Source organism: Serratia sp. L9 (assembly GCF_050632285.1).
GTDB lineage: Bacteria > Pseudomonadota > Gammaproteobacteria > Enterobacterales > Enterobacteriaceae > Chania.
Genome location: NZ_CP192591.1, coordinates 33,451 through 59,596 on the forward strand (window position 1 = coordinate 33,451; position 26,146 = coordinate 59,596).

Genomic DNA, 26,146 nt, shown 5'->3' on the forward strand with positions numbered 1-26,146 from the left:
TGAACCAGAGACCCGACATCCTGACGATATCTTCTGGTTTACGAACTAAATGTGGGGATAAGATAAATTTTCTTCAGGGGGAAGTAAAACCCCGTGTGCGTTCATTGCGCAAAATCACGGTAAATTGACTGAATTTCTTCCTGGTAGAAGCCACGATAGAGTAAATAACGTAGAACCTTGGTTTTCTCTTTCCACTCTACGGGTAGCGGATCGCCAAATTTCCGCAGCGCGATCTCCCTGGCCTGTTCGCACCAATCGATTTCGCATTCTGCCAGTGCGGCCTGCACAATCTCTTTCTCCACGCCCTTTTGCATCAGCTCCGAGCGGATGCGCTGGGCACCGTAACCTTTGCGGCTTCGGCTAGCTATAAAGCTATTGGCAAAACGCCGGTCGTCCAGCCAGTTATGCTGGTAACAATAGGCTACCACCTGCTCAATGATTGCGGGATCGACGGGCTCTTCCAGGGGTTCTGAGGAGGGGCTGCCAGCGCATTTGGCATTTGCAACAAATGGCTGCGCCGCAAGTTTGCGGCGCAGCTCGGTTTCACTGTGATCACGTTGCGACAATAAGCGCATGGCGCGGCTTATCAACGCATTTAGCTTATGGCCTGGGGAATGGACTTCATGCATATCCTAAACCTTGGTGATCGACATACGCACCGCTTGGGTGCGTATGAGTACCGGCTAGATTAAAACTCTTCGCTGGTTTCTGCTTCGTTGTCGTCTGCATCTTCAGCACCGGCAGCAACCAGTTCACTATTGCTGTGCAGCAGCAGGTCACGCAGTTTCTTGTCCAGCTCGGCGGCAATCGCCGGGTTTTCTTTCAGGAAGTTGCAGGCATTTGATTTACCCTGGCCGATCTTCTCACCGTTATAACTGTACCAGGCACCGGCTTTCTCGATCATCTTGTGCTTCACGCCCAGATCGACCAACTCGCCACGGCTGTTGATCCCTTCGCCGTACAGGATTTGGAACTCAGCTTGCTTGAATGGTGCAGCGATTTTGTTTTTCACCACTTTCACACGGGTTTCGCTGCCAATCACTTCATCACCCTCTTTGATCGCGCCGATACGGCGGATATCCAGACGGACTGAAGCGTAGAACTTCAAGGCGTTACCACCGGTAGTGGTTTCTGGGTTACCAAACATCACGCCAATCTTCATACGGATCTGGTTGATGAAGATCAGCAAGGTATTGGCGTTTTTCAGGTTACCGGCCAGTTTACGCATTGCCTGGCTCATCATACGTGCCGCCAGCCCCATGTGTGAGTCACCAATCTCACCTTCGATTTCTGCTTTTGGTGTCAACGCAGCCACGGAGTCGACGATGATTACGTCAACAGCACCGGAACGGGTCAAGGCATCACAGATTTCCAGCGCCTGCTCACCGGTATCCGGCTGAGAACACAGCAGGTTATCGATATCCACACCCAGCTTTTTCGCATAAATAGGATCCAGCGCATGCTCGGCATCGATAAACGCACAGGTTTTACCTTCACGCTGAGCGGAGGCGATTACCTGCAGGGTCAAGGTGGTTTTACCGGAGGATTCTGGGCCATAAATCTCGACGATACGGCCCATTGGCAGACCGCCAGCGCCCAGTGCGATATCAAGCGAAAGCGAGCCGGTGGAGATTGTTTCTACGTCCATGGAGCGGTCTTCACCCAGACGCATGATGGAGCCTTTGCCGAATTGTTTCTCAATTTGGCCCAGTGCTGCAGCTAACGCCTTTTGCTTGTTCTCATCAATAGCCATTTTTGCTCCTTCGTTTCGCAATGCCGGTGTCGCTCCGCACTGCCGCTGAATGTATGTTGTGCAGGAAATGCCACTAATTATACTGTATGGTCATACAGTATCAAGCCTAATTTTACAAAAATTCGTCAAGCGCCGTTTGCAGTGCAAAAACCGTTGCCTGCAAGCGCACCGCATCACGATCGCCTGCAAACTGCATCTTGCGGGCCAGAACACGCCCAGAACGTTCGGCAAAGCCAAACCAGACGGTGCCGACCGGTTTTTCCGCACTCCCCCTCCGGGCCCGCAATGCCGCTTACCGAAAGCGCCAAATCAGCGTTGGCCGCATGTAGCGCCCCCTGCGCCATCTCCCGCACAACGTCTTCACTGACCGCGCCATACGCCTGCAAGGTCGCTTCTGCCACCCCCAGTAATTGGTGCTTTGCAGCATTGCTGTAGGTGACAAAACCACGATCAAAATAGGCCGAACTGCCGGCAATATCGGTAATCGCTTTGGCTATGCCCCCACCGGTACAAGATTCAGCACAGGTGATCCACTGGCCGCTACCCTGCAATCTTTGCCCTAATGAAATACTGAGTTCACGCAGTTGGTTCTCACTCATCGTCACTCCTTGGTGAATCAAGGTATATGCGCCCGATAGTAGCATTTATCAAGCGCAACCGGCGGTTCGATAGTGCAAATGCGCCGTGCTTCGCAGGGATGCGGTTTTAAGCTGTGGCCTGAGCTGCTAGTATCGGGATGACTGAGCTGTAGATTGCCATGAGGGGATTACACGCCCTTTTGTTCAGCCATCAACAAAGCTTCGAAAAAGACAGGGAGACCGTGTGAAAAAAACGTTAGGTGTATTCTTTCCGCTGTATACCACCACTCTGTTGATGCTACTGGGCTCAGGATTGCTCACCACCTACATCTCCCTGCGGTTAACTTCCATCAACGTGAGTGGAGCCTTGATTGGCGCCATTATCGCTGCCAACTATATCGGCCTGGTGATCGGTGGCAAGGTTGGCCACTTTCTGATTGCCCGCGTCGGGCATATCCGCGCCTATGTCTCCTGCGCCGGTATCATTACCGCAGCCGTGCTGGGCCATGGCTTAACGGAATATATTCCGGTCTGGGTTGTGCTGCGGCTGATTATCGGGCTGTGCATGATGTGCCAGTACATGGTGCTGGAGAGTTGGCTGAACGATCAGTCAGAATCCAACCAGCGCGGCATGGTATTCGGCTTTTATATGGCCGCGTCTTACCTTGGCATGTCGCTGGGGCAAATCGTCCTGATGCTGCAAACCGATCTCGGCATCGCCACATTGTTACTGATTGCGCTGTGTTTTTCCCTTTGTCTGGTGCCGATCGCCCTGACCACTCGCACCAATGCCCGCCATATGTCACCCGCACCAATGGAACTGCGTTATTTTGTCAATGCCATTCCCAAGGTGCTGGCCACCACGTTGGTGATAGGTATGGTTGTAGGCTCCTTCTATGGTCTGGCCCCGGTTTACGCCAGCCAGCAAGCGTTGAGCACACAGCAGACCGGCCTGTTTATGGCCATCGCCATCTTTGCCGGGCTAGTGGCCCAGTTCCCACTGAGCTGGCTGTCAGATCGCTATAACCGAACGTTGCTGATGCGGATTAATGCGTTATTGCTGATTATTGCGGCTTTGCCACTGGCGCTGCTGCCGCATATCGATTTCCCGGTGTTATTGGTCGTGGGTTTTATAGTCAGCATGCTGCAGTTCACGCTTTACCCGCTGGCGGTTGCATTGGCTAATGACATGATTGAACCAGAACGCCGAGTTTCGCTGGCGGCTTGCCTGTTGATGGCCTTTGGCGTAGGTGCCAGTATCGGGCCACTGGCCGTTGGCGCGCTGATCCAACCTCTGGGCGGCAATATTCTGTATGCCTTTTTCGCCCTGTGTGGCGTCTTGATTATGGCCTGCAGCAGAACGCTTAAAGAAGATGAGTCACAGTTTGTGCAGGATGCGCCAGTCCCCCATATTGCTATACCAGACAGCCTTTCCAGCTCCCCGCTTTCACCAGCCTTAAACCCGACCTTTGATGAACAGACCATTCAAGAGACCATGCCAGCGCCGGAAGCGGCACCAGATCCGGCAGGTTCGCCTCCTTCAGCAGAGGATCCCCCCGCGTCTCCTCAAGGCGCAGACCCGGAAGATGACACTGGGCTGAAAAAAGCCTACACCATGCTATAGGCCGGGCGGGGCTGTGGCAGCAGCCCGCGGTAGAAAGTAAAGTTTTACTTAACAAAAAGCCTTACCAATCAGCAGGACACACCCCCCAATTCATTTACCCAGCTAATTAATCAAAATCAATAAATTCACTGCAAAAATAAAAAAACCGTTATTTCTCCACTAAAGCGAGATCAAGCTCCACAATACCCACTTTTATTTTGATGCTATTTAGCTATTCATTATGCCTGCTAGCATAAAAAAATAATATGCAAAAACAGATCGACAGTAATTTTATCACCATGATTACTATGACTTAAATTATTCATCACCCACATTTAAATAGTAAATGAAATGCACTTTAAACATTGAAAAATAAGCTCACTTGAACAGTGAAAAAATTTTCATTTAATATCAATTATTAAAATTACGTTCTAAATAGGATTTTTTTATCAAAAACATCGTCAAATAAAAATTAATGGAGTTTATGGCAATTTTATCAAAGCTCGCTTATATGTTATCTCACAGATAAATTAGTAAATTTAATAAAATAACCCTTTCGGGTAAGTCTGACGCTTTCCTTTTGCATTAATTAACCATCTATAACCAGGTCGAATTGAGCCCGGGAAATCACTCACCGGGCATTTCTGCGCGCAACAAAAGCCAGTCAAATGGCTTCGGCGCGCTATGCAAATTAACTTTGGCGTTCAGAGGCTCACAACATGGCACAATCCAATTTTACCCTTGGGACCGTTGATATCATTGCTCGTCATGGCGGCACAAAAATCGTTGACGTAGCAGCTGGCTCACGTTCGGTCACTTTGTCTCAAAGCAGTATCGTACGTATCCACGGCACTCAGGCATTGGTAAGTAGCTATGAACGTCAAGGTAACGATCTGATTGTCCACATGAAAGATGGTACAACCGTACGTTATCAAAGCTTTTTTGATGTGGATGCTGACGGAAAACACAGTGAGTTGGTTTTTGATGATGGCAATGGTGCCATCATGCATGCGATTTTCCCGGCGGCTACAGATGCCTCTGCCACTCAGACTGTCCTGATCACACCGCAATTCGAAACGCTTTCTGACATTTCCCCCTGCTGATCACCAATCATGATTTATCTAATAGCGCCATCGCCGCTATTCTGGCTGGTCTCGCTCTGGGTGCCGGTGTCGCCATCGCAACCGGTACGGGGAAAAGTGATAATCACGAAAGTGACCCTTCTCCACAGCCGGAACAGCCTACACTGACCGTCGGCAAGTTGGGCCAGGATAACGTTCTTAACGCCAATGAAATCAAAATTGCGCAGTTGCTGAGCGGCCTGACAACCGGTGTTGCTGCTGGCCAAACCATCACCCTTATACTCAATGGTAAAAGTTACACCACTACCGTAGGTGCGGATGGTAAATGGGGCTTTGATTTCAGCCCATTAGCACTCTCAGGCCTGAAAGACGGCAATTACCAACTGACCGTTAAAGTGACCAACCAGAATGGTGTCAGTGTTGAGAAAACTATCGCAGTGCTGGTGGATACCACTCCTCCAGCGCTAACCATCAATAAGTTGACGGGCGATAACCAGTTGGATGCTGTGGAACTGAAAGCCGCACAAGCTCTGACAGGTACCGGTGAAGCAGGCCTGACAGTCACTATTACCCTTAACGGTAAAACCTATACCACAACGGTCGGCAATGACGGTAAGTGGAGCCTGCAACTCTCTGCGGCCGATCTGGCGTCACTGAAAGACGGTGATTACCACCTGGTCGTGACATCCACCGATAAAGCGGGTAACCAGAGCACCCTCGAATCGACTATTAGCGTTGATACTTCAGGGGATAATCCTACCCCACAAATCTCTGTTAACGCCCTGACCGGCGATAACCTGCTCAATGCCAGCGAAGTGAAAAGCCCCCAGACGCTGAGTGGCCAAACACAGCATGTCGAGGCAGGGCAAACCGTAACTATCACCCTGAACGGCAAGACCTACACCGCGTTGGTACAAAGCGATGGCAGTTGGTCACTCTCATTGCCCGCCGACGATCTGGCAGCATTGGCTAATGGCTCCATTACGTTGGGTGCCAGCGTCACAGACCAAGCCGGGCAGATTGCCAATAGCAATCAGACTGTTACCGTTGATTTGATCGCCCCTGAACTGGCTGTCAACAAACTGACCGGGGACAATCAGCTAAACACCGAGGAAGCCCAGGTATCACAAACACTCAGTGGTACCAGTAACCCAGGCCAGGTTGTCACCATTACCCTGAACGGCAAAACCTACACTGCGACCACCGGGGGGATGGCAAATGGAGCGTTGAGCTGCCAGCCGCCGATTTGCAGGCTCTGGCCCAAGGGGATAATACCCTCACCGTAACCGCCACCGATGCCGCTGGCAACAGCACTACCGTGACAGAACATCTGCAGGTAGATACCCTGCCACCGGTGCTGACACTCGATAAGTTTACCGGGGACGATCTGGTCACTATCGATGAGCAAGCCGCAGCACAAAATATCACCGGCACCGCCTCCCTCAGCGAGGCCGGGCTGACGGTCAGTGTGTCATTCAATGGCAAAACCTACACCGGTATTGTGGGTGCCGATGGCAAATGGAGCATCAGTGTACCCGTAGCCGATATGGCCGCACTGACCGATGGTACCTACAACATGATCGCCACGATCACCGATCTGGCGGGCAACACCACAACAACTGCACCACAAGTTGTCACCGTCGACAGTCATGCTTCAGCAATCAATATCGGTATCGTTTCTTCCGACGATAGGCTCAATGCCACAGAAGCCGGGTTGCCACTGGCGATTAACGGGACTACAGCCAATGTGGACGTCGGTGCTACCGTCACCGTTACGCTGAATGGCAAAACCTATACCGCGCAGATATTGGCCGATGGCAGTTGGACATTGCAGGTGCCGAGTGCCGACCTGCAACTGCTTGCCGAAGGCAGCAACAGCATTTCTGCCAGCGTTACAGGTCACGATGGCTCAACAGTGACGACAACCCATAATCTGGATGTTTATATCCATGATTTACCGCAGGCAACCATAGATACACCATTTGGTGACGGCATTCTCAATGGCACCGAAGCAGGCCAGGATCAGACCCTGACCGGTTCGACCGGTGTCACCACCCCGGGCCAGACCGTTACCGTCACCCTGGGGGCAAAACCTACACCGGCACCGTCGATGGCAGCGGCCACTGGAGCGTGACCATTCCGGCTGCGGATCTCCAGGCCCTGCCGGACGGCACGCCAGCCCTGAGCGTGGTGGTCACCGATGCGGCGGGCAACAGCAATACCCTCAGCACCACCGTGACCGTCGATGCCACCGCGCCTACCCTCACTGTCAACGTGATCGCCGGGGACGATGTGCTTAACGCCGCCGAAGTGCTGGCCAACCAGACCGTCACCGGCAGCGCCTCGCTGGCGGACGCCGGCCGTACCGTCACCCTGACGCTCAATGGCAAAACCTACACCGCCGTGGTACAGCCGGATGGCACCTGGAGTACCAGCTTGCCTGCCGCCGACCTGGCGGCACTGGCCGATGGCAGCCATAACCTGGTGGCCACGCTCACCGATACGGCGGGTAACAGCACCAGCGTCACCCATGCCATCACCGTGGATGCAGCGGCGGCCACCCTGCCGACCCTGAGTATCGGCGTGTTTGCCGGTAACGACATTGTCGACGGCGCGGAAGTGAAGACCAGCCAGACCCTGAGCGGCACCACCACCCAGGTGGAAGCCGGGCGCACCGTCACCGTCACGCTGAACGGCAAAACCTACAGCGCCAACGTCCTCGCCGATGGCTCTTGGAGTACCAGCGTACCTGCCGCCGATCTGGCGCTGTTGGCCAACGGCCAGGCAACCATCACCGCCAGCGTCAGCGACAGCGCCGGTAACCCGGCCAACGCCAGCCACACCGTCACCGTCGATACCGACATCAGCGCCATCGCCATTGCCCCGATCGCCGGGGATGACCGGCTGAATCTGGCTGAAAGCCAGTTGCCGCTGGCCATGACCGGCAGCAGTGTCAACCTGACCACCGGCACCACCGTCACCGTTACGCTGAACGGCAAGACCTACACCGGCACCACCCTGGCCGATGGCTCCTGGAGCGTCTCGGTCCCGGCCGCCGATCTGGCGCTGCTGGCGGATGGCACCACCACCGTGACCGTGACCGCCGTCGATCAGGCCGGGAACCCGGTCAGCGGCAGCCATAGCCTGGACGTGTTTACCCATACCTTGCCGCAGGCCACGCTGGATACGCCGTTTGGTGACGGCATTCTGAATAACGCAGAAGCGGGACAACCGCAGACCCTGACCGGTTCAACCGGCGTCACCACCCCGGGCCAGACCGTTACCGTCACCCTGGGGGGCAAAACCTACACCGGCACCGTCGATGGCAGCGGCCACTGGAGCGTGACCGTTCCGGCTGCGGATCTCCAGGCCCTGCCGGACGGCACGCCAGCCCTGAGCGTGGTGGTCACCGATGCGGCGGGCAACAGCAATACCCTCAACACCACCGTGACCGTCGATGCCACCGCGCCTACCCTGACTGTCAACGTGATCGCCGGGGACGATGTGCTTAACGCCGCCGAAGTGCTGGCCAGCCAGACCGTCACCGGCAGTGCCTCGCTGGCGGACGCCGGCCGTACCGTCACCCTGACGCTCAATGGCAAAACCTACACCGCCGTGGTACAGCCGGATGGCACCTGGAGTACCAGCCTGCCTGCCGCCGACCTGGCGGCACTGGCCGATGGCAGCCATAACCTGGTGGCCACACTGAGTGATGCCGCTGGCAACAGCACCAGCGTCACCCATGCCATCACCGTGGATGCGGCGGCGGCCACCCTGCCGACCCTGAGCATCGGCGTGTTTGCCGGTAACGACATTGTCGACGGCGCGGAAGTCAAGACCAGCCAGACCCTGAGCGGCACCACCACCCAGGTGGAAGCCGGGCGCACCGTCACCGTCACGCTGAACGGCAAAACCTACAGCGCCAACGTCCTCGCCGATGGCTCCTGGAGTACCAGCGTACCTGCCGCCGATCTGGCGCTGTTGGCCAACGGCCAGGCAACCATCACCGCCAGCGTCAGCGACAGCGCCGGTAACCCGGCCAACGCCAGCCACACCGTCACCGTCGATACCAGCCTGAGCGGGCTGTCCATCGATACCCTCGCGGGCGACGATAAACTCAATGCCGCCGAAGCCGCTGCACCGCTGGCCATGACCGGCAGCAGCGTCAACCTGACCACCGGCACCACCGTCACCGTTACGCTGAACGGCAAGACCTACACCGGCACCACCCTGGCCGATGGCTCCTGGAGCGTCTCGGTCCCGGCCGCCGATCTGGCACTGCTGGCGGATGGCACCACCACCGTGACCGTGACCGCCGTCGATCAGGCCGGGAACCCGGTCAGCGGCAGCCATAGCCTGGGCGTGTTTACCCATACCTTGCCGCAGGCCACGCTGGATACACCGTTTGGTGACGGCATTCTCAATGGCACCGAAGCAGGCCAGGATCAGACCCTGACCGGTTCAACCGGCGTCACCACCCCGGGCCAGACCGTTACCGTCACCCTGGGGGCAAAACCTACACCGGCACCGTCGATGGCAGCGGCCACTGGAGCGTGACCGTTCCAGCTGCGGATCTCCAGGCCCTGCCGGACGGCACGCCAGCCCTGAGCGTGGTGGTCACCGATGCGGCGGGCAACAGCAATACCCTCAGCACCACCGTGACCGTCGATGCCACCGCGCCTACCCTGACCGTCAACGTGATCGCCGGGGACGATGTGCTTAACGCCGCCGAAGTGCTGGCCAGCCAGACCGTCACCGGCAGTGCCTCGCTGGCGGACGCCGGCCGTACCGTCACCCTGACGCTCAATGGCAAAACCTACACCGCCGTGGTACAGCCGGATGGCACCTGGAGTGCCAGCCTGCCCACGGCGGACCTGCAAGCCCTCACCGATGGCAGCCATAACCTGGTGGCCACACTGAGTGATGCCGCCGGCAACAGCACCAGCGTCACCCACGCCATCACCGTGGATGCGGCGGCGGCCACCCTGCCGACCCTGAGCATCGGCGTGTTTGCCGGTAACAACATTGTCGACGGCGCGGAAGTCAAAACCAGCCAGACCCTGTCCGGCACCACCACCCAGGTGGAAGCCGGGCGCACCGTCACCGTCACGCTGAACGGCAAAACCTACAGCGCCAACGTCCTCGCCGATGGCTCCTGGAGTACCAGCGTACCCGCCGCCGATCTGGCGCTGTTGGCCAACGGCCAGGCAACCATCACCGCCAGCGTCAGCGACAGCGCCGGTAACCCGGCCAACGCCAGCCACACCGTCACCGTCGATACCAGCCTGAGCGGGCTGTCCATCGATACCCTCGCGGGCGACGATAAACTCAATGCCGCCGAAGCCGCTGCACCGCTGGCCATTACCGGCAGCAGCGTCAACCTGACCACCGGCACCACCGTCACCGTTACGCTGAACGGCAAGACCTACACCGGCACCACCCTGGCCGATGGCTCCTGGAGCGTCTCGGTCCCGGCCGCCGATCTGGCGCTGCTGGCGGATGGCACCACCACCGTGACCGTGACCGCCGTCGATCAGGCCGGGAACCCGGTCAGCGGCAGCCATAGCCTGGGCGTGTTTACCCATACCTTGCCGCAGGCCACGCTGGATACGCCGTTTGGTGACGGCATTCTCAATGGCACCGAAGCGGGCCAGGATCAGACCCTGACCGGTTCAACCGGTGTCACCACCCCGGGCCAGACCGTTACCATCACCCTGGGGGCAAAACCTACACCGGCACCGTCGATGGCAGCGGCCACTGGAGCGTGACCATTCCGGCTGCGGATCTCCAGGCCCTGCCGGACGGCACGCCAGCCCTGAGCGTGGTGGTCACCGATGCGGCGGGCAACAGCAATACCCTCAGCACCACCGTGACCGTCGATGCCACCGCGCCTACCCTGACCGTCAACGTGATCGCCGGGGACGATGTGCTTAACGCCGCCGAAGTGCTGGCCAGCCAGACCGTCACCGGCAGCGCCTCGCTGGCCGACGCCGGCCGTACCGTCACCCTGACGCTCAATGGCAAAACCTACACCGCCGTGGTACAGCCGGATGGCACCTGGAGTGCCAGCCTGCCCACGGCGGACCTGCAAGCCCTCACCGATGGCAGCCATAACCTGGTGGCCACACTGAGTGATGCCGCCGGCAACAGCACCAGCGTCACCCACGCCATCACCGTGGATGCGGCGGCGGCCACCCTGCCGACCCTGAGCATCGGCGTGTTTGCCGGTAACGACATTGTCGACGGCGCGGAAGTCAAGACCAGCCAGACGCTGAGCGGCAGCACCACCCAGGTGGAAGCCGGGCGCACCGTCACCGTCACGCTGAACGGCAAAACCTACAGCGCCAACGTCCTCGCCGATGGCTCCTGGAGTACCAGCGTCCCCGCCGCCGATCTGGCGCTGTTGGCCAACGGCCAGGCAACCATCACCGCCAGCGTCAGCGACAGCGCCGGTAACCCGGCCAACGCCAGCCACACCGTCACCGTCGATACCAGCCTGAGCGGGCTGTCCATCGATACCCTCGCGGGCGACGATAAACTCAATGCCGCTGAAGCCGCTGCACCGCTGGCCATGACCGGCAGCAGCGTCAACCTGACCACCGGCACCACCGTCACCGTTACGCTGAACGGCAAGACCTACACCGGCACCACCCTGGCCGATGGCTCCTGGAGCGTCTCGGTCCCGGCCGCCGATCTGGCACTGCTGGCGGATGGCACCACCACCGTGACCGTGACCGCCGTCGATCAGGCCGGGAACCCGGTCAGCGGCAGCCATAGCCTGGGCGTATTTACCCATACCTTGCCGCAGGCCACGCTGGATACGCCGTTTGGTGACGGCATTCTCAATGGCACCGAAGCAGGCCAGGATCAGACCCTGACCGGTTCGACCGGTGTCACCACCCCGGGCCAGACCGTTACCGTCACCCTGGGGGCAAAACCTACACCGGCACCGTCGATGGCAGCGGCCACTGGAGCGTGACCGTTCCGGCTGCGGATCTCCAGGCCCTGCCGGACGGCACGCCAGCCCTGAGCGTGGTGGTCACCGATGCGGCGGGCAACAGCAATACCCTCAGCACCACCGTGACCGTCGATGCCACCGCGCCTACCCTGACCGTCAACGTGATCGCCGGGGACGATGTGCTTAACGCCGCCGAAGTGCTGGCCAGCCAGACCGTCACCGGCAGCGCCTCGCTGGCGGACGCCGGCCGTACCGTCACCCTGACGCTCAATGGCAAAACCTACACCGCCGTGGTGCAGCCGGATGGCACCTGGAGTACCAGCCTGCCTGCCGCCGACCTGGCGGCACTGGCCGATGGCAGCCATAACCTGGTGGCCATGCTCACCGATACGGCGGGTAACAGCACCAGCGTCACCCACGCCATCACCGTGGATGCGGCGGCGGCCACCCTGCCGACCCTGAGCATCGGCGTGTTTGCCGGTAACGACATTGTCGACGGCGCGGAAGTCAAGACCAGCCAGACCCTGTCCGGCAGCACCACCCAGGTGGAAGCCGGGCGCACCGTCACCGTCACGCTGAACGGCAAAACCTACAGCGCCAACGTCCTCGCCGATGGCTCCTGGAGTACCAGCGTACCTGCCGCCGATCTGGCGCTGTTGGCCAACGGCCAGGCAACCATCACCGCCAGCGTCAGCGACAGCGCCGGTAACCCGGCCAACGCCAGCCACACCGTCACCGTCGATACCGACATCAGCGCCATCGCCATTGCCCCGATCGCCGGGGATGACCGGCTCAATCTGGCTGAAAGCCAGTTGCCGCTGGCCATTACCGGCAGCAGCGTCAACCTGACCACCGGCACCACCGTCACCGTTACGCTGAACGGCAAGACCTACACCGGCACCACCCTGGCCGATGGCTCCTGGAGCGTCTCGGTCCCGGCCGCCGATCTGGCACTGCTGGCGGATGGCACCACCACCGTGACCGTGACCGCCGTCGATCAGGCCGGGAACCCGGTCAGCGGCAGCCATAGCCTGGACGTGTTTACCCATACCTTGCCACAGGCCACGCTGGATACACCGTTTGGTGACGGCATTCTGAATAACGCAGAAGCGGGCCAGGATCAGACCCTGACCGGTTCGACCGGCGTCACCACCCCGGGCCAGACCGTTACCGTCACCCTGGGGGGCAAAACCTACACCGGCACCGTCGATGGCAGCGGCCACTGGAGCGTGACCGTTCCGGCTGCGGATCTCCAGGCCCTGCCGGACGGCACGCCAGCCCTGAGCGTGGTGGTCACCGATGCGGCGGGCAACAGCAATACCCTCAACACCACCGTGACCGTCGATGCCACCGCGCCTACCCTGACCGTCAACGTGATCGCCGGGGACGATGTGCTTAACGCCGCCGAAGTGCTGGCCAGCCAGACCGTCACCGGCAGTGCCTCGCTGGCGGACGCCGGCCGTACCGTCACCCTGACGCTCAATGGCAAAACCTACACCGCCGTGGTACAGCCGGATGGCACCTGGAGTACCAGCCTGCCCACGGCGGACCTGCAAGCCCTCACCGATGGCAGCCATAACCTGGTGGCCACACTGAGTGATGCCGCTGGCAACAGCACCAGCGTCACCCACGCCATCACCGTGGATGCGGCGGCGGCCACCCTGCCGACCCTGAGTATCGGCGTGTTTGCCGGTAACGACATTGTCGACGGCGCGGAAGTCAAGACCAGCCAGACCCTGTCCGGCAGCACCACCCAGGTGGAAGCCGGGCGCACCGTCACCGTCACGCTGAACGGCAAAACCTACAGCGCCAACGTCCTCGCCGATGGCTCCTGGAGTACCAGCGTACCTGCCGCCGATCTGGCGCTGTTGGCCAACGGCCAGGCAACCATCACCGCCAGCGTCAGCGACAGCGCCGGTAACCCGGCCAACGCCAGCCACACCGTCACCGTCGATACCAGCCTGAGCGGGCTGTCCATCGATACCCTCGCGGGCGACGATAAACTCAATGCCGCCGAAGCCGCTGCACCGCTGGCCATTACCGGCAGCAGTGTCAACCTGACCACCGGCACCACCGTCACCGTTACGCTGAACGGCAAGACCTACACCGGCACCACCCTGGCCGATGGCTCCTGGAGCGTCTCGGTCCCGGCCGCCGATCTGGCACTGCTGGCGGATGGCACCACCATCGTGACCGTGACCGCCGTCGATCAGGCCGGGAACCCGGTCAGCGGCAGCCATAGCCTGGGCGTATTTACCCATACCTTGCCACAGGCCACGCTGGATACGCCGTTTGGTGACGGCATTCTCAATGGCACCGAAGCAGGACAACCGCAGACCCTGACCGGTTCAACCGGCGTCACCACCCCGGGCCAGACCGTTACCGTCACCCTGGGGGCCAGACCTACACCGGTACCGTCGATGGCAGCGGCCACTGGAGCGTGACCGTTCCGGCTGCGGATCTCCAGGCCCTGCCGGACGGCACGCCAGCCCTGAGCGTGGTGGTCACCGATGCGGCGGGCAACAGCAATACCCTCAACACCACCGTGACCGTCGATGCCACCGCGCCTACCCTGACCGTCAACGTGATCGCCGGGGACGATGTGCTTAACGCCGCCGAAGTGCTGGCCAACCAGCCCGTCACCGGCAGCGCCTCGCTGGCGGACGCCGGCCGTACCGTCACCCTGACGCTCAATGGCAAAACCTACACCGCCGTGGTACAGCCGGATGGCACCTGGAGTGCCAGCCTGCCCACGGCGGACCTGCAAGCCCTCACCGATGGCAGCCATAACCTGGTGGCCACACTGAGTGATGCCGCCGGCAACAGCACCAGCGTCACCCATGCCATCACCGTGGATGCAGCGGCGGCCACCCTGCCGACCCTGAGTATCGGCGTGTTTGCCGGAGATGATATTGTTAACGGTGCTGAGGCGCTGGTCATTCAGGCTCTGTCAGGTACCACCACCCAGGTGGAAGCCGGGCGCACCGTGACCCTGACACTCAATGGCAAGACTTATTTTGCTACCGTGCAGGCAGGGGGCGGTTGGAGTGTCAATGTCCCAGCGGAGGATATGGCTCTATTGGCCAATGGCCAGGCAACCATCACCGCCAGTGTGACAGATCAGGCAGGCAACCCGGCCACCAGCAGCCATAACATCAGCGTTGATACGGCGGTTGAAAGCATTGCCATCAATCTGATTGCCGGTGACGACAAGCTGAATCTGACGGAAGCCTCACAGCCTCTGACTATCAGCGGCACCACGGTAAATGTGAATGCAGGGCAAACCGTTACCGTCACGCTCAATGGCAAAACCTACAGCGGCGTGGTTCTGGCCAATGGCAGTTGGAGCGTCTCGGTTAACAGCACCGACCTGCTCGCACTGCAAGATGGTCTGGCTACGGTCACCGCTAGCGTGTCCAACCCGGGCGTTGATCCGGTGAGCGACAGCCATACGCTGGATGTTCATACCCATACCTTACCGGCTCCAACCATCAACCTGCCGTTTGGCGATGGCTATCTGAACCAGGCCGAGGCCGCCACGGCACAACCTTTGAGCGGGACTACCGGTATCACCGGCACAGGGCAAAGCGTGATTGTCAGCCTGGGTGGGAAAACCTATACCGCTAGCGTCGATGCGGGTGGTAACTGGAGCGTTTCCGTCCCATCGGCGGATCTGCAATCCTTACCTGCTGGCAGCAATACTATCAGCGTGGCCGCTACGGATAGCGCTGGCAACAGTGTTTCCGGCACCACCACGGCGCAGGTCGATCTGGTAGCGCCAACGCTGGCAATGCAACCCTTCGCTGGGGATGACAAAGTTAACGCCCTGGAAAGCCTCAGCGATCAGGTGGTGTCTGGCACCGCCTCGATCGGTGACGCTGGGCGCACCGTAACGGTAACCCTCAACGGCAAAACCTATACCGCGGTGGTAGCCAACGACGGAACCTGGAGCACCACGGTTCCCCATGCCGATCTGCAGGCGATGGCCGATGGCAACTATCCATTAACCACCACACTGAGCGATGCCGCGGGCAACACCACCACGATCACCCATAGCGTGACAATCGATGCCAACCCACTGAATCTGCCGACGCTGAGCATCAATGTGTTTGCCGGTAACGACATCATTGACGGCGCGGAAGTCAAAACCAGCCAGACGCTGAGCGGCAGCACCACTCATGTCGAAGCCGGCCAGATTGTCACTATCACCCTTAATGGCAAAACCTACAGCGCCACCGTGCTGGCGGACGGTACCTGGAGCACCAGCGTATCTGCCGCCGATCTGGGGCAGTTGGCTCCGGGCAGCAGCACCATTAACGTCAGCGTCAATGATGCCTCTGGTAACCCGGCGACCGGCACGCATAATGTGGTGGTCAATACGGCCCTGAGCGGTATCGCCATCGACACCATTGCCGGTGATGACAAGCTGAATCTGGCCGAAAGCCTGCTGCCATTGAGCGTCAATGGTAGCAGCCTCAACCTGCTCACTGGCACCACGGTCACCGTGACCTTGAACGGGAAAAACTACACCAGCACCACGCTGGCTGACGGTTCCTGGACGATCCAGGTGCCAGCCGCCGATTTGGCATTGCTGGCCGATGGCAACATCAACCTGAGCGTTTCCGCGGTCGATCAGGCCGGTAACCCGGTCAGCGGCAGCCATACGCTTGGTGTGTTTATTCACGCTCTGCCGCAGGCCACGCTGGATACGCCGTTTGGTGATGGCATTCTGAATGTAACCGAAGCCGGTCAGCCGCAGACGATCACGGGCACCACCGGCATCACTTCGCCGGGGCAAACCGTCACCGTTACCTTAGGAGGAAAAACCTATACCGGCGTGGTGGATGGCAGCGGTAACTGGAGTGTTAACGTACCCAGCACCGATCTGCAGGCACTGCCAGACGGGACTCCGGTGCTCAACGTAGCGGTGACCGATGCAGCGGGCAACAGCAATACGCTGAATGGCTCCGTAACCGTTGATCAAACCGCGCCAACGCTCACTGTCACCGCGATTGGTGTTGATGATGTGCTCAACAGCGCCGAGGTGTTACTCAACCAGACCGTTTCCGGCACCGCCTCTGTCGCCGATGCGGGGCGCTCGGTCACACTGACTTTGAATGGCAAAACCTACACCGCCGTGGTGCAGCCGGACGGCTCCTGGAGTACCACGCTGCCAACCGCCGATCTCACCGCACTGGCCGACGGTAGCTATAACCTGGTGGCCACGCTGAGTGATGCCGCAGGTAACAGCACCAGCGTCACCCATGCCGTGGCGGTAGATGCCAGCTCGCTGAACGCCCCGGTGTTAACCATCGGTACCTTTGCCGGCAACAATATTATCGATGGGGCGGAAGCACAAACGCTCCAGACCCTGAGCGGTAGCAGCAATCATGTTGAAGCCGGGCAGATTGTCTCTATCACCCTTAATGGCAAAACCTATACTGCCAGCGTGCAAGCTGATGGTTCCTGGAGCACCAGCGTCCCCGCCGCCGATCTGGCCTTGCTGGCTAACGGCAGCCTGACAATCACCGCCCAAGTCGCCGATAAGGCCGGTAATCCAGCCAACGCCACCCATGACATTACGGTCGATCTAGACCAGAGCGCGTTGGCGATCGCCCCAATTACCGGCGATAACCAGCTAAACGCTATCGAGGCCGCCGCCGGGATCAGCATCAGCGGCAGCTCAACCAACGTTGCCGTCGGTGCCACCGTCACTATCGCGCTCAACGGCAAGTTCTACCAGGCGCAGGTGCAGGCCGGTGGAGGTTGGAGCACCAATATCCCGCCGGCCGATCTGACCATTCTTGGCGATGGCAAACTGACCGTTACCGTCAGTGCTACTGATGAAGTGGGCAATCAGGTAACCGGTTCGCAGCAGTTAGGTGTGCTGATCAACAGTTTGCCGATTGCTACGCTGAACACACCGTTCGGTGATGGTTATCTCAATAAGGTGGAATCCACCAGCGATCAGACGCTGAGCGGCACCACCGGGGTAACCGGCAGCGGGCAAACCGTCAGCTTGATACTGGGGGTAAAACCTATACCGGCACCGTGGATACCAGTGGCAACTGGAGCGTAAGCGTACCCACTGCCGATCTGGCCGCCCTGCCAGATGGGATCGCCAGCATTGCGGTTACCGTCAGCGATGTGGCTGGCAATACTGCCAGCGTCAATGCCAGCGCCTCGGTGGATCTGACCTTGCCAGTGCTGACCATCAATACCGTGAGCAACGATGACATCATCAACATCGCGGAAAGCCAGCAACCGCTGCAGATCACCGGTACCGCACCGCTGAACGACAGCGGCCAGCCGGTGGTGGTGAAAGTGACTATCAACGGATTGACCTACAACGGGTTGGTGCTGGCTGATGGCACCTGGAGCATCACCATTCCTGCTGGCGATCTGGCAAATCTACCAAACGGTGGCACCACCATCACCGCGACTCTGACCGATGCCGCAGGCAATACCGGCAGCGTCAGCCACGGCATCACGCTGGATACCGATCCAAACCAGGCTCCGCTGTTGACCATCAACACCTTGTCCGGTGATGACTACATCAGCCTGGCGGAATCCGGCCTGCCGCTGACCATCAGCGGAAGCAGCCAACGTGTCGAACAAGATCAACAGGTCACCGTGACCCTGAATGGCAAAACCTATACTGCCACCGTGGGCGCAGACGGCAATTGGAGCCTGCAGGTGCCGGCGGTTGATGTCGGAGCCTTGCCGGACGGTAAGGACATCGTCACCGCGACGGTCACCGATGCCTCCGGCAACCCGGCCAATACCTCCCACAATGTCACCGTGATCACCGACGCCGCAAATCTGCCGCACCTGTCGGTCAATGTGATTGCCGGGGATGACATTATCAATGTCAATGAAGCGAAATCCGCCATTATCATCAGCGGTGGATCCAGCCATGTGCAGGCTGGCCAGGTGGTCAGCGTGTTACTCAACGGCAAAACCTACACGGCGGTGGTCGGAGCCGATGGTAGCTGGAGCGCAACGGTTCCGTCCGCCGATGCACAGGCATTGCCACAGGGCCCACAGACCGTCACCGCGACGGTCACCGATGCCGCCGAAAACCCGGCCAGCGCAACGCATACCGTTACTGTCGATACCGTGCCCCCGCTGCTGGATATCGATATTTTTGCTGGCAACGGCATCCTGAACCTGGCAGAAGCCTTGCTGGGGCAGGTGCTGAGCGGCCACACCGATCCTGGGTTGACCGTTACGGTGACGTTGGGCGCTAACGTTTACACCGCCCTCGCAGATCCAAGCGGGGTGTGGAACGTCAATATCCCAAGCAACGTGCTGCAAGGGTTGCTCGATGGCAGCGTCACTATTGGCGTCAGCGTCACTGATGCAGCTGGCAACGGGACTTCCGACTCCATCACCGTGGCGGTAAATACCCATACGCTGCCATCGCTGACATTGAACCCGCTGTTTGGCGATAACATTCTCAACATTGCCGAACTCGGTGTAGCGACGCCAATCGGCGGCGCCGCTGCCAACCTGCTGGTAAACACCCCGGTATTGGTCACCATTGGCAGCTACGTGGTTAACGGCATCGTCAATGGTGATGGCACCTGGAGCGCGCTCATTCCAGCCAATGCCCTGGCCTTGCTGGCAGATGGCACCGTGCAGGTGGTGGTCTCTGCGGTAGATACTGCGGGTAACCCGGCGGGTGCTGCCGGTTCGCTGGAGATCCTGTCGCATATCCTGCCAAACCCAACCATCAACCTGCCGTTTGTCGATGGCGCGCTGAACCTGGCCGAAGCGGGCGTCGACCAGTTGCTGACCGGTACCACCGGCATTATCGGCAGCGGTCAGAAGGTGGTGGTCAGCCTCAACGGCCAGGACTACAACGCGACCGTAGGCAACAATGGCCAATGGAGCGTCACCTTGCCAACGGCCGATCTGCTGGATCTGGTTGATGGCACACACACCATCAGCGTGGTGGCCACCGATAAAGGCGGCAATAGCCACGGCGTCACTCTGGACTTCGACAGCATTCTTACCGGGCTGCCGTTGGCCGGGCTGGATATACCGTTTATTGATGGCATCGTCAACCTTATCGAAGCGCAGCTCGGCGGCGCGCTTACCGGCACTACCGGGCTGGCCAGCAATCTTGGCCAGAAGGTGATGGTCAACGTAAACGGCCTGAACCTGGCGGCCACGGTAAATGCCAACGGCACCTGGACACTGCCACTCGACAGCGCCACCTTGCTCAGTCTGCCAGACGGTAACTGGCCGATCACCGTAACGGTAACCGACAGCGTGGGCAACACCAACAGCGCCAACGGTTCGCTGGAGATTTTGATCAACAAACTGCCGCTGCCAACCTTGGATCTGCCTTTCGGCGATGGCCTGCTGAATATTGCAGAAGCGGCGCTGGCTCAAACACTGACCGGAAAAACCGGTCTGCTGGGCAATGGCCAGATTGTCACGGTGACGGTAGATGCCGGGACGGTTAATGAGCAGAGCTTTACCGCACTGGCCGATGGTCTGGGTGGCTGGTCACTGCAACTCACGGTGGCACAGCTTGGCGTGTTCACCAACGGAGCTCATACCCTTGAGGTGACCGTTGAGGATCGGGGTGGCAATACCGCCACGACTACGCCGCTGGATGTCAGTGCTTTACTGACCTTGCCACTGCCAACCATCGTGCCACCTTTTGGTATTGATGGCATTCTGAGCATCAGCGAAGCTGCCACCGCCCTGAATATCACCGGGACCACCGGCGTGAACGGCACGGGCCAGGCGGTGAAAGTGGTGATTGATGTCAATGGAGTGAGCTACAACGCGCTGGTAGATAGCAGCGGTAACTGGACGCTGCCACTGCCTGCTGGCACCTTGAGTACGCTGCTTGATGGGCCGCACCTGCTGACGGTGACTGCGACCGATGCCGCTGGCAACGTCAACAGCAACAGACTAAACTTCAGTAGCGATCTCACCGCACCGCTGCCAACCATCAACACCCCATTTGGCGATGGGTTCCTCAGCCTGGCCGAAGCCAATCTGGGGCAAACCCTGAGCGGTTCCGCAGGTGATGCAGCCTCGGTAAGCGTGAAGATCGGCAGCCAGACCTTTACTGCGCAAGTCAGCGGCGGTAGCTGGAGCCTGCCACTAACCCCGCTGCAATTGAAAGCGCTGGCAGAAGGGGATAACACCATCACCGTCACCGCCACGGATGCCGCAGGCAACCAGGGTACGGCCGGTTCATCGGTGCATATCTCGGTCATTACCCTGCCTTCTGTCACCATCAGCAACGTTACGGCGGATAATATCCTCAACTATGCCGAAAGCCAGACGGTGCAGTTGATTACCGGTACCAGCCAGAACGTGGCGGTCGGCCAGCAGATAACCGTCACGCTGAACAGTAAAACCTACACCGGGGTCGTGCTGGCAGATGGCAGTTGGAGCGTGTCAGTCCCGCCAGCCGATCTGAAAGCGCTGAGCGGCACGCCAAATATCACGGCGCAGGTCAGCGATCAGGCCGGGAATCTGGCGGTTGATAACCACATCTTCACTGTTAACCTGACACCTCCTGGCCAGACCATTACGCTCGATCCGGTTACCGGCGATAACATCGTGAATGCCGGCGAAGTCGGGTTAGTCATCAACCTGACAGGTAAAGTGGTTGGCGGCATCGGTCTTGGGCAGGTTGTCACCATTACCGTGGGCGGTTTGCCACTTGGCATCCCTGTCACCACGCTGGCGGATGGCACCTTCAGCACCGTAGTCACCTTCCCGGTTGACGGCAATATCGTGGTATCGGCCAGCACCACCCTGCTGTCACCGCTGCCTACGGTGTTTACCGCCAGTGAAACCGTTCTGGTCGACCGCATTCCGCCAACGCTCAACATCAATACCTTCGCAGGGAATGATGTGCTGAACGGCAGCGAAAGCACCGTTTCCCAGGCGATTTCCGGCACGGCCTCTGTCTCCGAAGCTGGTCGCATAGTCACGGTGACACTGAATGGCAAAACTTACAGTGCGCAGGTCAGCGCCACCGGTACCTGGTCGGTTAATGTGCCACCGGCAGACCTGGTTAACCTGCCGCAGGGCAGCAGCACCATCAACGCTACCCTGGCGGATGCTGCAGGTAACAGTGCGTCAGCGACGCACATCATCACCACCGACACTACGGCGCCATTGCTGTCGGTCGATCTGCTGACTGGCGATAATATCCTGACGCTGGCAGAAGCCCTGCTGGGCCAGACATTGACCGGTACCGGCGGCCTTGGTGAAACCGTCACCATCACGCTGGGGCCATTGACGGCCAGCGCGGTAGTCGGCCCAGACGGCAAATGGAGCATACCGTTACCCACTCTTGACCTGCAAAGCCTGACTGACGGGCCGCAGATTATCGGCGTCACCCTGACGGACACTGCCGGTAACAGCAGCCATACCGATGTCAATTTGAACGTTGCGCTGAACAAAACGCTCGGCGCCGGGGTTAACGCCCTGTTCGGCGGCGATGGCGTGCTGAATCTGGCTGAATCACTGCTGACTCAGGTGATCAGCGGCAACGCTACCGGTGACTACAACGGTGCGGTAGTTCACGTCACCATCGCCGGTATCACCCTGGATGCCAACGTGGGCGGTAACGGCCAATGGAGCGTGTCGCTGCTGCCAAGCCAACTCAACCTGTTGGGTGACGGTCTGGCTCAGGTGCAGGTACAAATCGTCGACTCGCACGGCAACGTGGTCAATGATCTGATCGATATTGATGTTCTCACGCAAAACCTGCCGGTCATTGGCCCAGTCACCGCCTTCGGCGATGGCCTGCTCAATGCCGTGGAAGCTGGCGTGTCACAAACCGTTAGCGGGGTGATTAACAACCTGGGTATCGGCGGTGGCAGCGTTACCCTCACACTGGGCACCAAGCAGTATACCGTCGGCGTAGGCAGCGACGGCATCTGGAGCCTGGCGATCCCGCCGCTGGATCTGGCGGCACTGAGCGACGGCAAGCTGGCTCTGGGTGTGGCGGTTACCGACTCGGCCGGTAATGTGGTAAGCAAGAACATTGATATTACCGCTATCATCCACAACCTGCCGCACATCGTTCTGGATCCGATCTTTGGCGACGGCCTCCTCAACGTGACAGATCTGTTGCTGAACCAGACCATCAGCGGCACTGTGACCAATCTGGCGAAAGGGGCGACTATCCAGGTGGATATTGCCGGTTCGCAAACTCTGAGCGCCACGGTGGGCGACGGCGGTAAATGGAGCGCCAGCGTCACGCCGGATATCCTGGCAATACTGCAAGGGCTGGGCAACGGTAACTTTACCGTTACCGCTTCGGCGACCGATGCGGTGGGTAATACCACCAGCGCTACCGCCGGGTTGGAGCTGGAGGTAAAACTGCCGGTGATAACCCTCGATCCCCTGTTCGGCGGCGATGGCTTCCTCAATGCCACCGAAGCGCTGGTGGCGCAAACCATCAGCGGCGCGGTCGACTTTGCCAGCCAGGGCGCTCAGGTCAAGGTGTCGTTGGGGGTAAAGATTTCCTGACCACCGTTGGGGCAGACGGCAAGTTCAGCCTGGCGATACAGCCGGTAGATCTGAAGGCGCTGGTGGATGGCAATCTCACCGTGGGTGTTTCGGTGCTGGACGGCTCCGGCAACACCGGCGTGCTGAATACGACGATCGGAGTGATCGTCAACAAATTGCCAACGCTGGCACTGAACCCGCTGTTTGGCGGGGACGGTTTCCTCAACGCGGCGGAAGCGTTGCTGACGCAGACCATCAGCGGCACCACCACCAATGCGGCGGCCGGTTCTAAAGTGGCTATTCAGGTAGGTACTCTGGCCCTGAATGCCATCGTGGGGGACGACGGAACCTGGACTGCCAGCATCACCCCGTTGCAACTTTCCGGGCTGTTGGCAGGTAATCTGACGGTTAGCGCAACAGTGACCGATCCGGCAGGCAACACCAGCGGTGCCAGCGTAGGCCTCAACGTGGCGACGGTATTGCCAACGCTGACGCTGAACCCACTGTTCGGCGACGGTGTGCTGAACCTCACCGATCTGCTCACGCCACAAACCCTGGGCGGGGTTGCCACCAACGTCGCGGCGGGAACCCTCATCAGCCTGACGCTGGGTAGCCATACCTACACCACCACCGTCGATGCCACCGGAAAATGGCAGTTGCCGATCCCCACCCTGGATCTGCAAGGTCTGCTGGATGGCTTAACCAATGTGACGACATCACTCACCGATGCCGCAGGGAACACCGTGACCCAGGTCAGCCCGCTCAACGTGCTGATCAATGCCCTGCCAACCGTCACGCTGGATCCGCTGTTTGGCGGCGATGGCCTGCTGAACGCCCTGGAAGCCACCACTAACCAGATCATCAGCGGCCATGCAACCAACGCTCCGGGCTCCACCATTCAGGTGAATATCGGCAGCAATACCTTCACCACGCAGGTAAAAGCCGACGGCAGTTGGGCACTCAGCCTGACACCGCTCAACCTGGCCAGCCTGTTGGACGGCAATCTGTCGCTGGGGGTCTCGGTTACCAACGCCGCCGGGAAAACCGGCAGCATCTCCGCCGATCTGGGCGTAGGGATCCACAACCTGCCAACCGTCAGCCTGGGCAGCCTGTTCGGTGATGGATACCTTAACCTCAGCGAAGCCAACCTCAACCAGTTGATCAGCGGCACCACCACCAATGCCATTGGCGGTAACGTCAGCGTCAACGTAGGCGGCCTGATATTGAACGCCACCGTAGGCAACGACGGTAAATGGAGCGTCAGCGTGCCGACGCTGAATCTGACCAATCTGCTTGATGGGCCGCTTTCAGTGGGCGTTACCGTGACTGACCGTTATGGCAACGTTAACTCGGCCAGCGCTAATGCGACGGTGAAAATCCATGCGTTACCGCTGTTGGGGATAGATGCTCTGGGTACGCTGGGCAGCGCACTGAGTATTCTGACCAACGGCCTGTCCATCAGCGGTACCAGCCTGAACGTGCAACAAGGCGCGAAGGTCAGCGTCACCCTGCTGGGCAGTACGCTGCTGGGGACCGTGGATGCCACCGGCCATTGGACAGTGAAGTTTGACAGCACTAACGCGCTGAAGAACCTGACTATATTCAACCTGCTGCCAACCCTGTTGGGCACCGTGGTTGCGGCTTCGGTCAGCGATCTGGCAGGTAACGGCGTCAGCGTATCTGCGGGCCTGACTTCCGGTATCGAATTGCCACTGCTGATGACTGCCAACGCCGCGATCGACACGCTGTCGCTGGATATTTCCGGCAGCGAGAACGTCACCAACGACAGCAGTACCGATCAAACGACCGTGCAGCACGCTCAGGTAGCCGCGGTGCAACATACCCCCGCGGAAACCAGCACGCCTGTCAGTGAGGCCAGCAGTGCCGAGACCACCGCTGATACCTCCGCGCCGATCGTCAGTACGCTGGTGGTCAACCCAACGTTGCCGGTCGATGCCGCAGGCGTTACCACGGTTGAAGACTCCACTTTCAGTATTGGTGGCGTCACCATCAACCTGGCCGATGGCACCAGCGCAAGCGGGGAAACGATTCAGGGCAGCAGCGGTAACGATGTGGTTCATGTCAGTACGCTCGACTTCCTGTCGATCGACGGTGGCATAGGCACCGACACCCTGGAGTTGGAGGGTAAAAACCTCAACCTGGATCTGACGGCATTGGGCCTGAAGGTGCAACACATCGATATCTTCGATTTGGGTACCAGTGGCACCAACAGCATCACGCTGGACCTGCACGAAGCGCTGACCGTGAAGGACACCGCCAGTGACAACCTGCTGATTAAAGGCAGCATCGGTGACCAGGTCAATCTGACACAGGGCGAAGGCGCTACCTGGAGCACGGTGGGCCAACGGACGGTCGATGGTCAAGTGTTCGATGTTTACCACAACTCCGCACTCGAAAGCGGTAACACCCTGGGAGATGTTCTGGTGCAGCAAGGCCTGCACGTCAACCTGGTGTAGTCACTGGCTGCCCTGTTTGCCACCGGATGGTGGCATGGGAATGCAGGGCATCGGCCAGAGCCTTACGGCGGTCCCGTTTGGGAGACGGACCGCCGCAATTAAAGCAAGTCACAATAACAAAGCCGAAACGGCACGACGCACGGTTATCGGCGCAGATGTGGTATCGATAATGAAAAAAATGCTTATAGCACGGATGGTT

Annotated in this window: 13 protein-coding genes and 1 pseudogene; 11 read left to right on the plus strand and 3 right to left on the minus strand. The window is 59.3% G+C overall.

Going from position 1 to position 26,146, the window contains the following annotated elements; genetic code table 11:
- Window positions 1-101: 101 nt before the first annotated feature.
- The 3 genes and pseudogenes from recX to pncC all read right to left on the minus strand — a co-directional run bounded on the left by recX (window position 102) and on the right by pncC (window position 2,352).
- Window positions 102-629, minus strand: a complete 528-nt coding sequence (gene recX, locus ACQ86O_RS00180; protein WP_431223654.1) for a recombination regulator RecX — start codon at window positions 627-629, stop codon at window positions 102-104.
- Between the two features lie 59 nt (window positions 630-688).
- Entirely contained in the window at window positions 689-1,753 is a 1,065-nt protein-coding gene (gene recA, locus ACQ86O_RS00185) for a recombinase RecA (RefSeq protein ID WP_431223655.1), read from the minus strand.
- Between the two features lie 112 nt (window positions 1,754-1,865).
- A pseudogene (gene pncC, locus ACQ86O_RS00190) lies at window positions 1,866-2,352 on the minus strand (nicotinamide-nucleotide amidase).
- Window positions 2,353-2,575: 223 nt separating this feature from the next.
- Between pncC and ACQ86O_RS00195 the strand changes: the two are divergent.
- The 11 genes from ACQ86O_RS00195 (at window position 2,576) to ACQ86O_RS00245 (ending at window position 25,947) form a co-directional block, all read left to right on the plus strand.
- On the plus strand, window positions 2,576-3,955 hold the full coding sequence (locus ACQ86O_RS00195) for an MFS transporter (RefSeq protein WP_431223656.1): 1,380 nt from the start codon (window positions 2,576-2,578) through the stop codon (window positions 3,953-3,955).
- Between the two features lie 698 nt (window positions 3,956-4,653).
- Complete coding sequence (locus tag ACQ86O_RS00200; RefSeq protein ID WP_431223657.1) at window positions 4,654-5,037, plus strand: BapA prefix-like domain-containing protein; 384 nt, start codon at window positions 4,654-4,656, stop codon at window positions 5,035-5,037.
- A gap of 143 nt (window positions 5,038-5,180) precedes the next feature.
- Window positions 5,181-6,302, plus strand: a complete 1,122-nt coding sequence (locus ACQ86O_RS00205; RefSeq protein WP_431225613.1) for an Ig-like domain-containing protein — start codon at window positions 5,181-5,183, stop codon at window positions 6,300-6,302.
- Complete coding sequence (locus tag ACQ86O_RS00210) at window positions 6,263-7,150, plus strand: Ig-like domain-containing protein (RefSeq protein WP_431223658.1); 888 nt, start codon at window positions 6,263-6,265, stop codon at window positions 7,148-7,150. The genes ACQ86O_RS00205 and ACQ86O_RS00210 overlap by 40 nt, the downstream gene beginning before the upstream one ends.
- Window positions 7,147-9,573 (plus strand): Ig-like domain-containing protein, encoded by a 2,427-nt coding sequence (locus tag ACQ86O_RS00215; RefSeq protein ID WP_431223659.1) that lies wholly within the window; start codon window positions 7,147-7,149, stop codon window positions 9,571-9,573. The genes ACQ86O_RS00210 and ACQ86O_RS00215 overlap by 4 nt, the downstream gene beginning before the upstream one ends.
- On the plus strand, window positions 9,570-10,784 hold the full coding sequence (locus ACQ86O_RS00220; protein ID WP_431223660.1) for an Ig-like domain-containing protein: 1,215 nt from the start codon (window positions 9,570-9,572) through the stop codon (window positions 10,782-10,784). The genes ACQ86O_RS00215 and ACQ86O_RS00220 overlap by 4 nt, the downstream gene beginning before the upstream one ends.
- Window positions 10,781-11,995: an Ig-like domain-containing protein gene (locus ACQ86O_RS00225; protein ID WP_431223661.1), complete on the plus strand. Its 1,215-nt coding sequence runs from the start codon at window positions 10,781-10,783 to the stop codon at window positions 11,993-11,995. The genes ACQ86O_RS00220 and ACQ86O_RS00225 overlap by 4 nt, the downstream gene beginning before the upstream one ends.
- The gene (locus ACQ86O_RS00230; protein ID WP_431223662.1) at window positions 11,992-14,418 is read left to right on the plus strand and encodes an Ig-like domain-containing protein; all 2,427 of its coding nucleotides are present in this window, start codon (window positions 11,992-11,994) and stop codon (window positions 14,416-14,418) included. The genes ACQ86O_RS00225 and ACQ86O_RS00230 overlap by 4 nt, the downstream gene beginning before the upstream one ends.
- Window positions 14,415-18,053: a beta strand repeat-containing protein gene (locus ACQ86O_RS00235; RefSeq protein ID WP_431223663.1), complete on the plus strand. Its 3,639-nt coding sequence runs from the start codon at window positions 14,415-14,417 to the stop codon at window positions 18,051-18,053. Before ACQ86O_RS00230 ends, ACQ86O_RS00235 begins: the two co-directional genes overlap by 4 nt.
- Window positions 18,026-23,491, plus strand: coding sequence for an Ig-like domain-containing protein (locus tag ACQ86O_RS00240; RefSeq protein ID WP_431223664.1), 5,466 nt, complete (start codon window positions 18,026-18,028; stop codon window positions 23,489-23,491). Before ACQ86O_RS00235 ends, ACQ86O_RS00240 begins: the two co-directional genes overlap by 28 nt.
- 62 nt (window positions 23,492-23,553) lie before the next feature.
- On the plus strand, window positions 23,554-25,947 hold the full coding sequence (locus ACQ86O_RS00245) for a beta strand repeat-containing protein (RefSeq protein WP_431223665.1): 2,394 nt from the start codon (window positions 23,554-23,556) through the stop codon (window positions 25,945-25,947).
- Window positions 25,948-26,146: the final 199 nt, after the last annotated feature.

Excerpts from the sequence above, each read along its gene's own strand:
- recX (WP_431223654.1), bottom strand. The coding sequence starts at position 629 with ATGCATGAAGTCCATTCCCCAGGCCATAAGCTAAATGCGTTGATAAGC.
- recA (WP_431223655.1), bottom strand. The coding sequence starts at position 1,753 with ATGGCTATTGATGAGAACAAGCAAAAGGCGTTAGCTGCAGCACTGGGC.
- ACQ86O_RS00200 (WP_431223657.1), top strand. The coding sequence starts at position 4,654 with ATGGCACAATCCAATTTTACCCTTGGGACCGTTGATATCATTGCTCGT.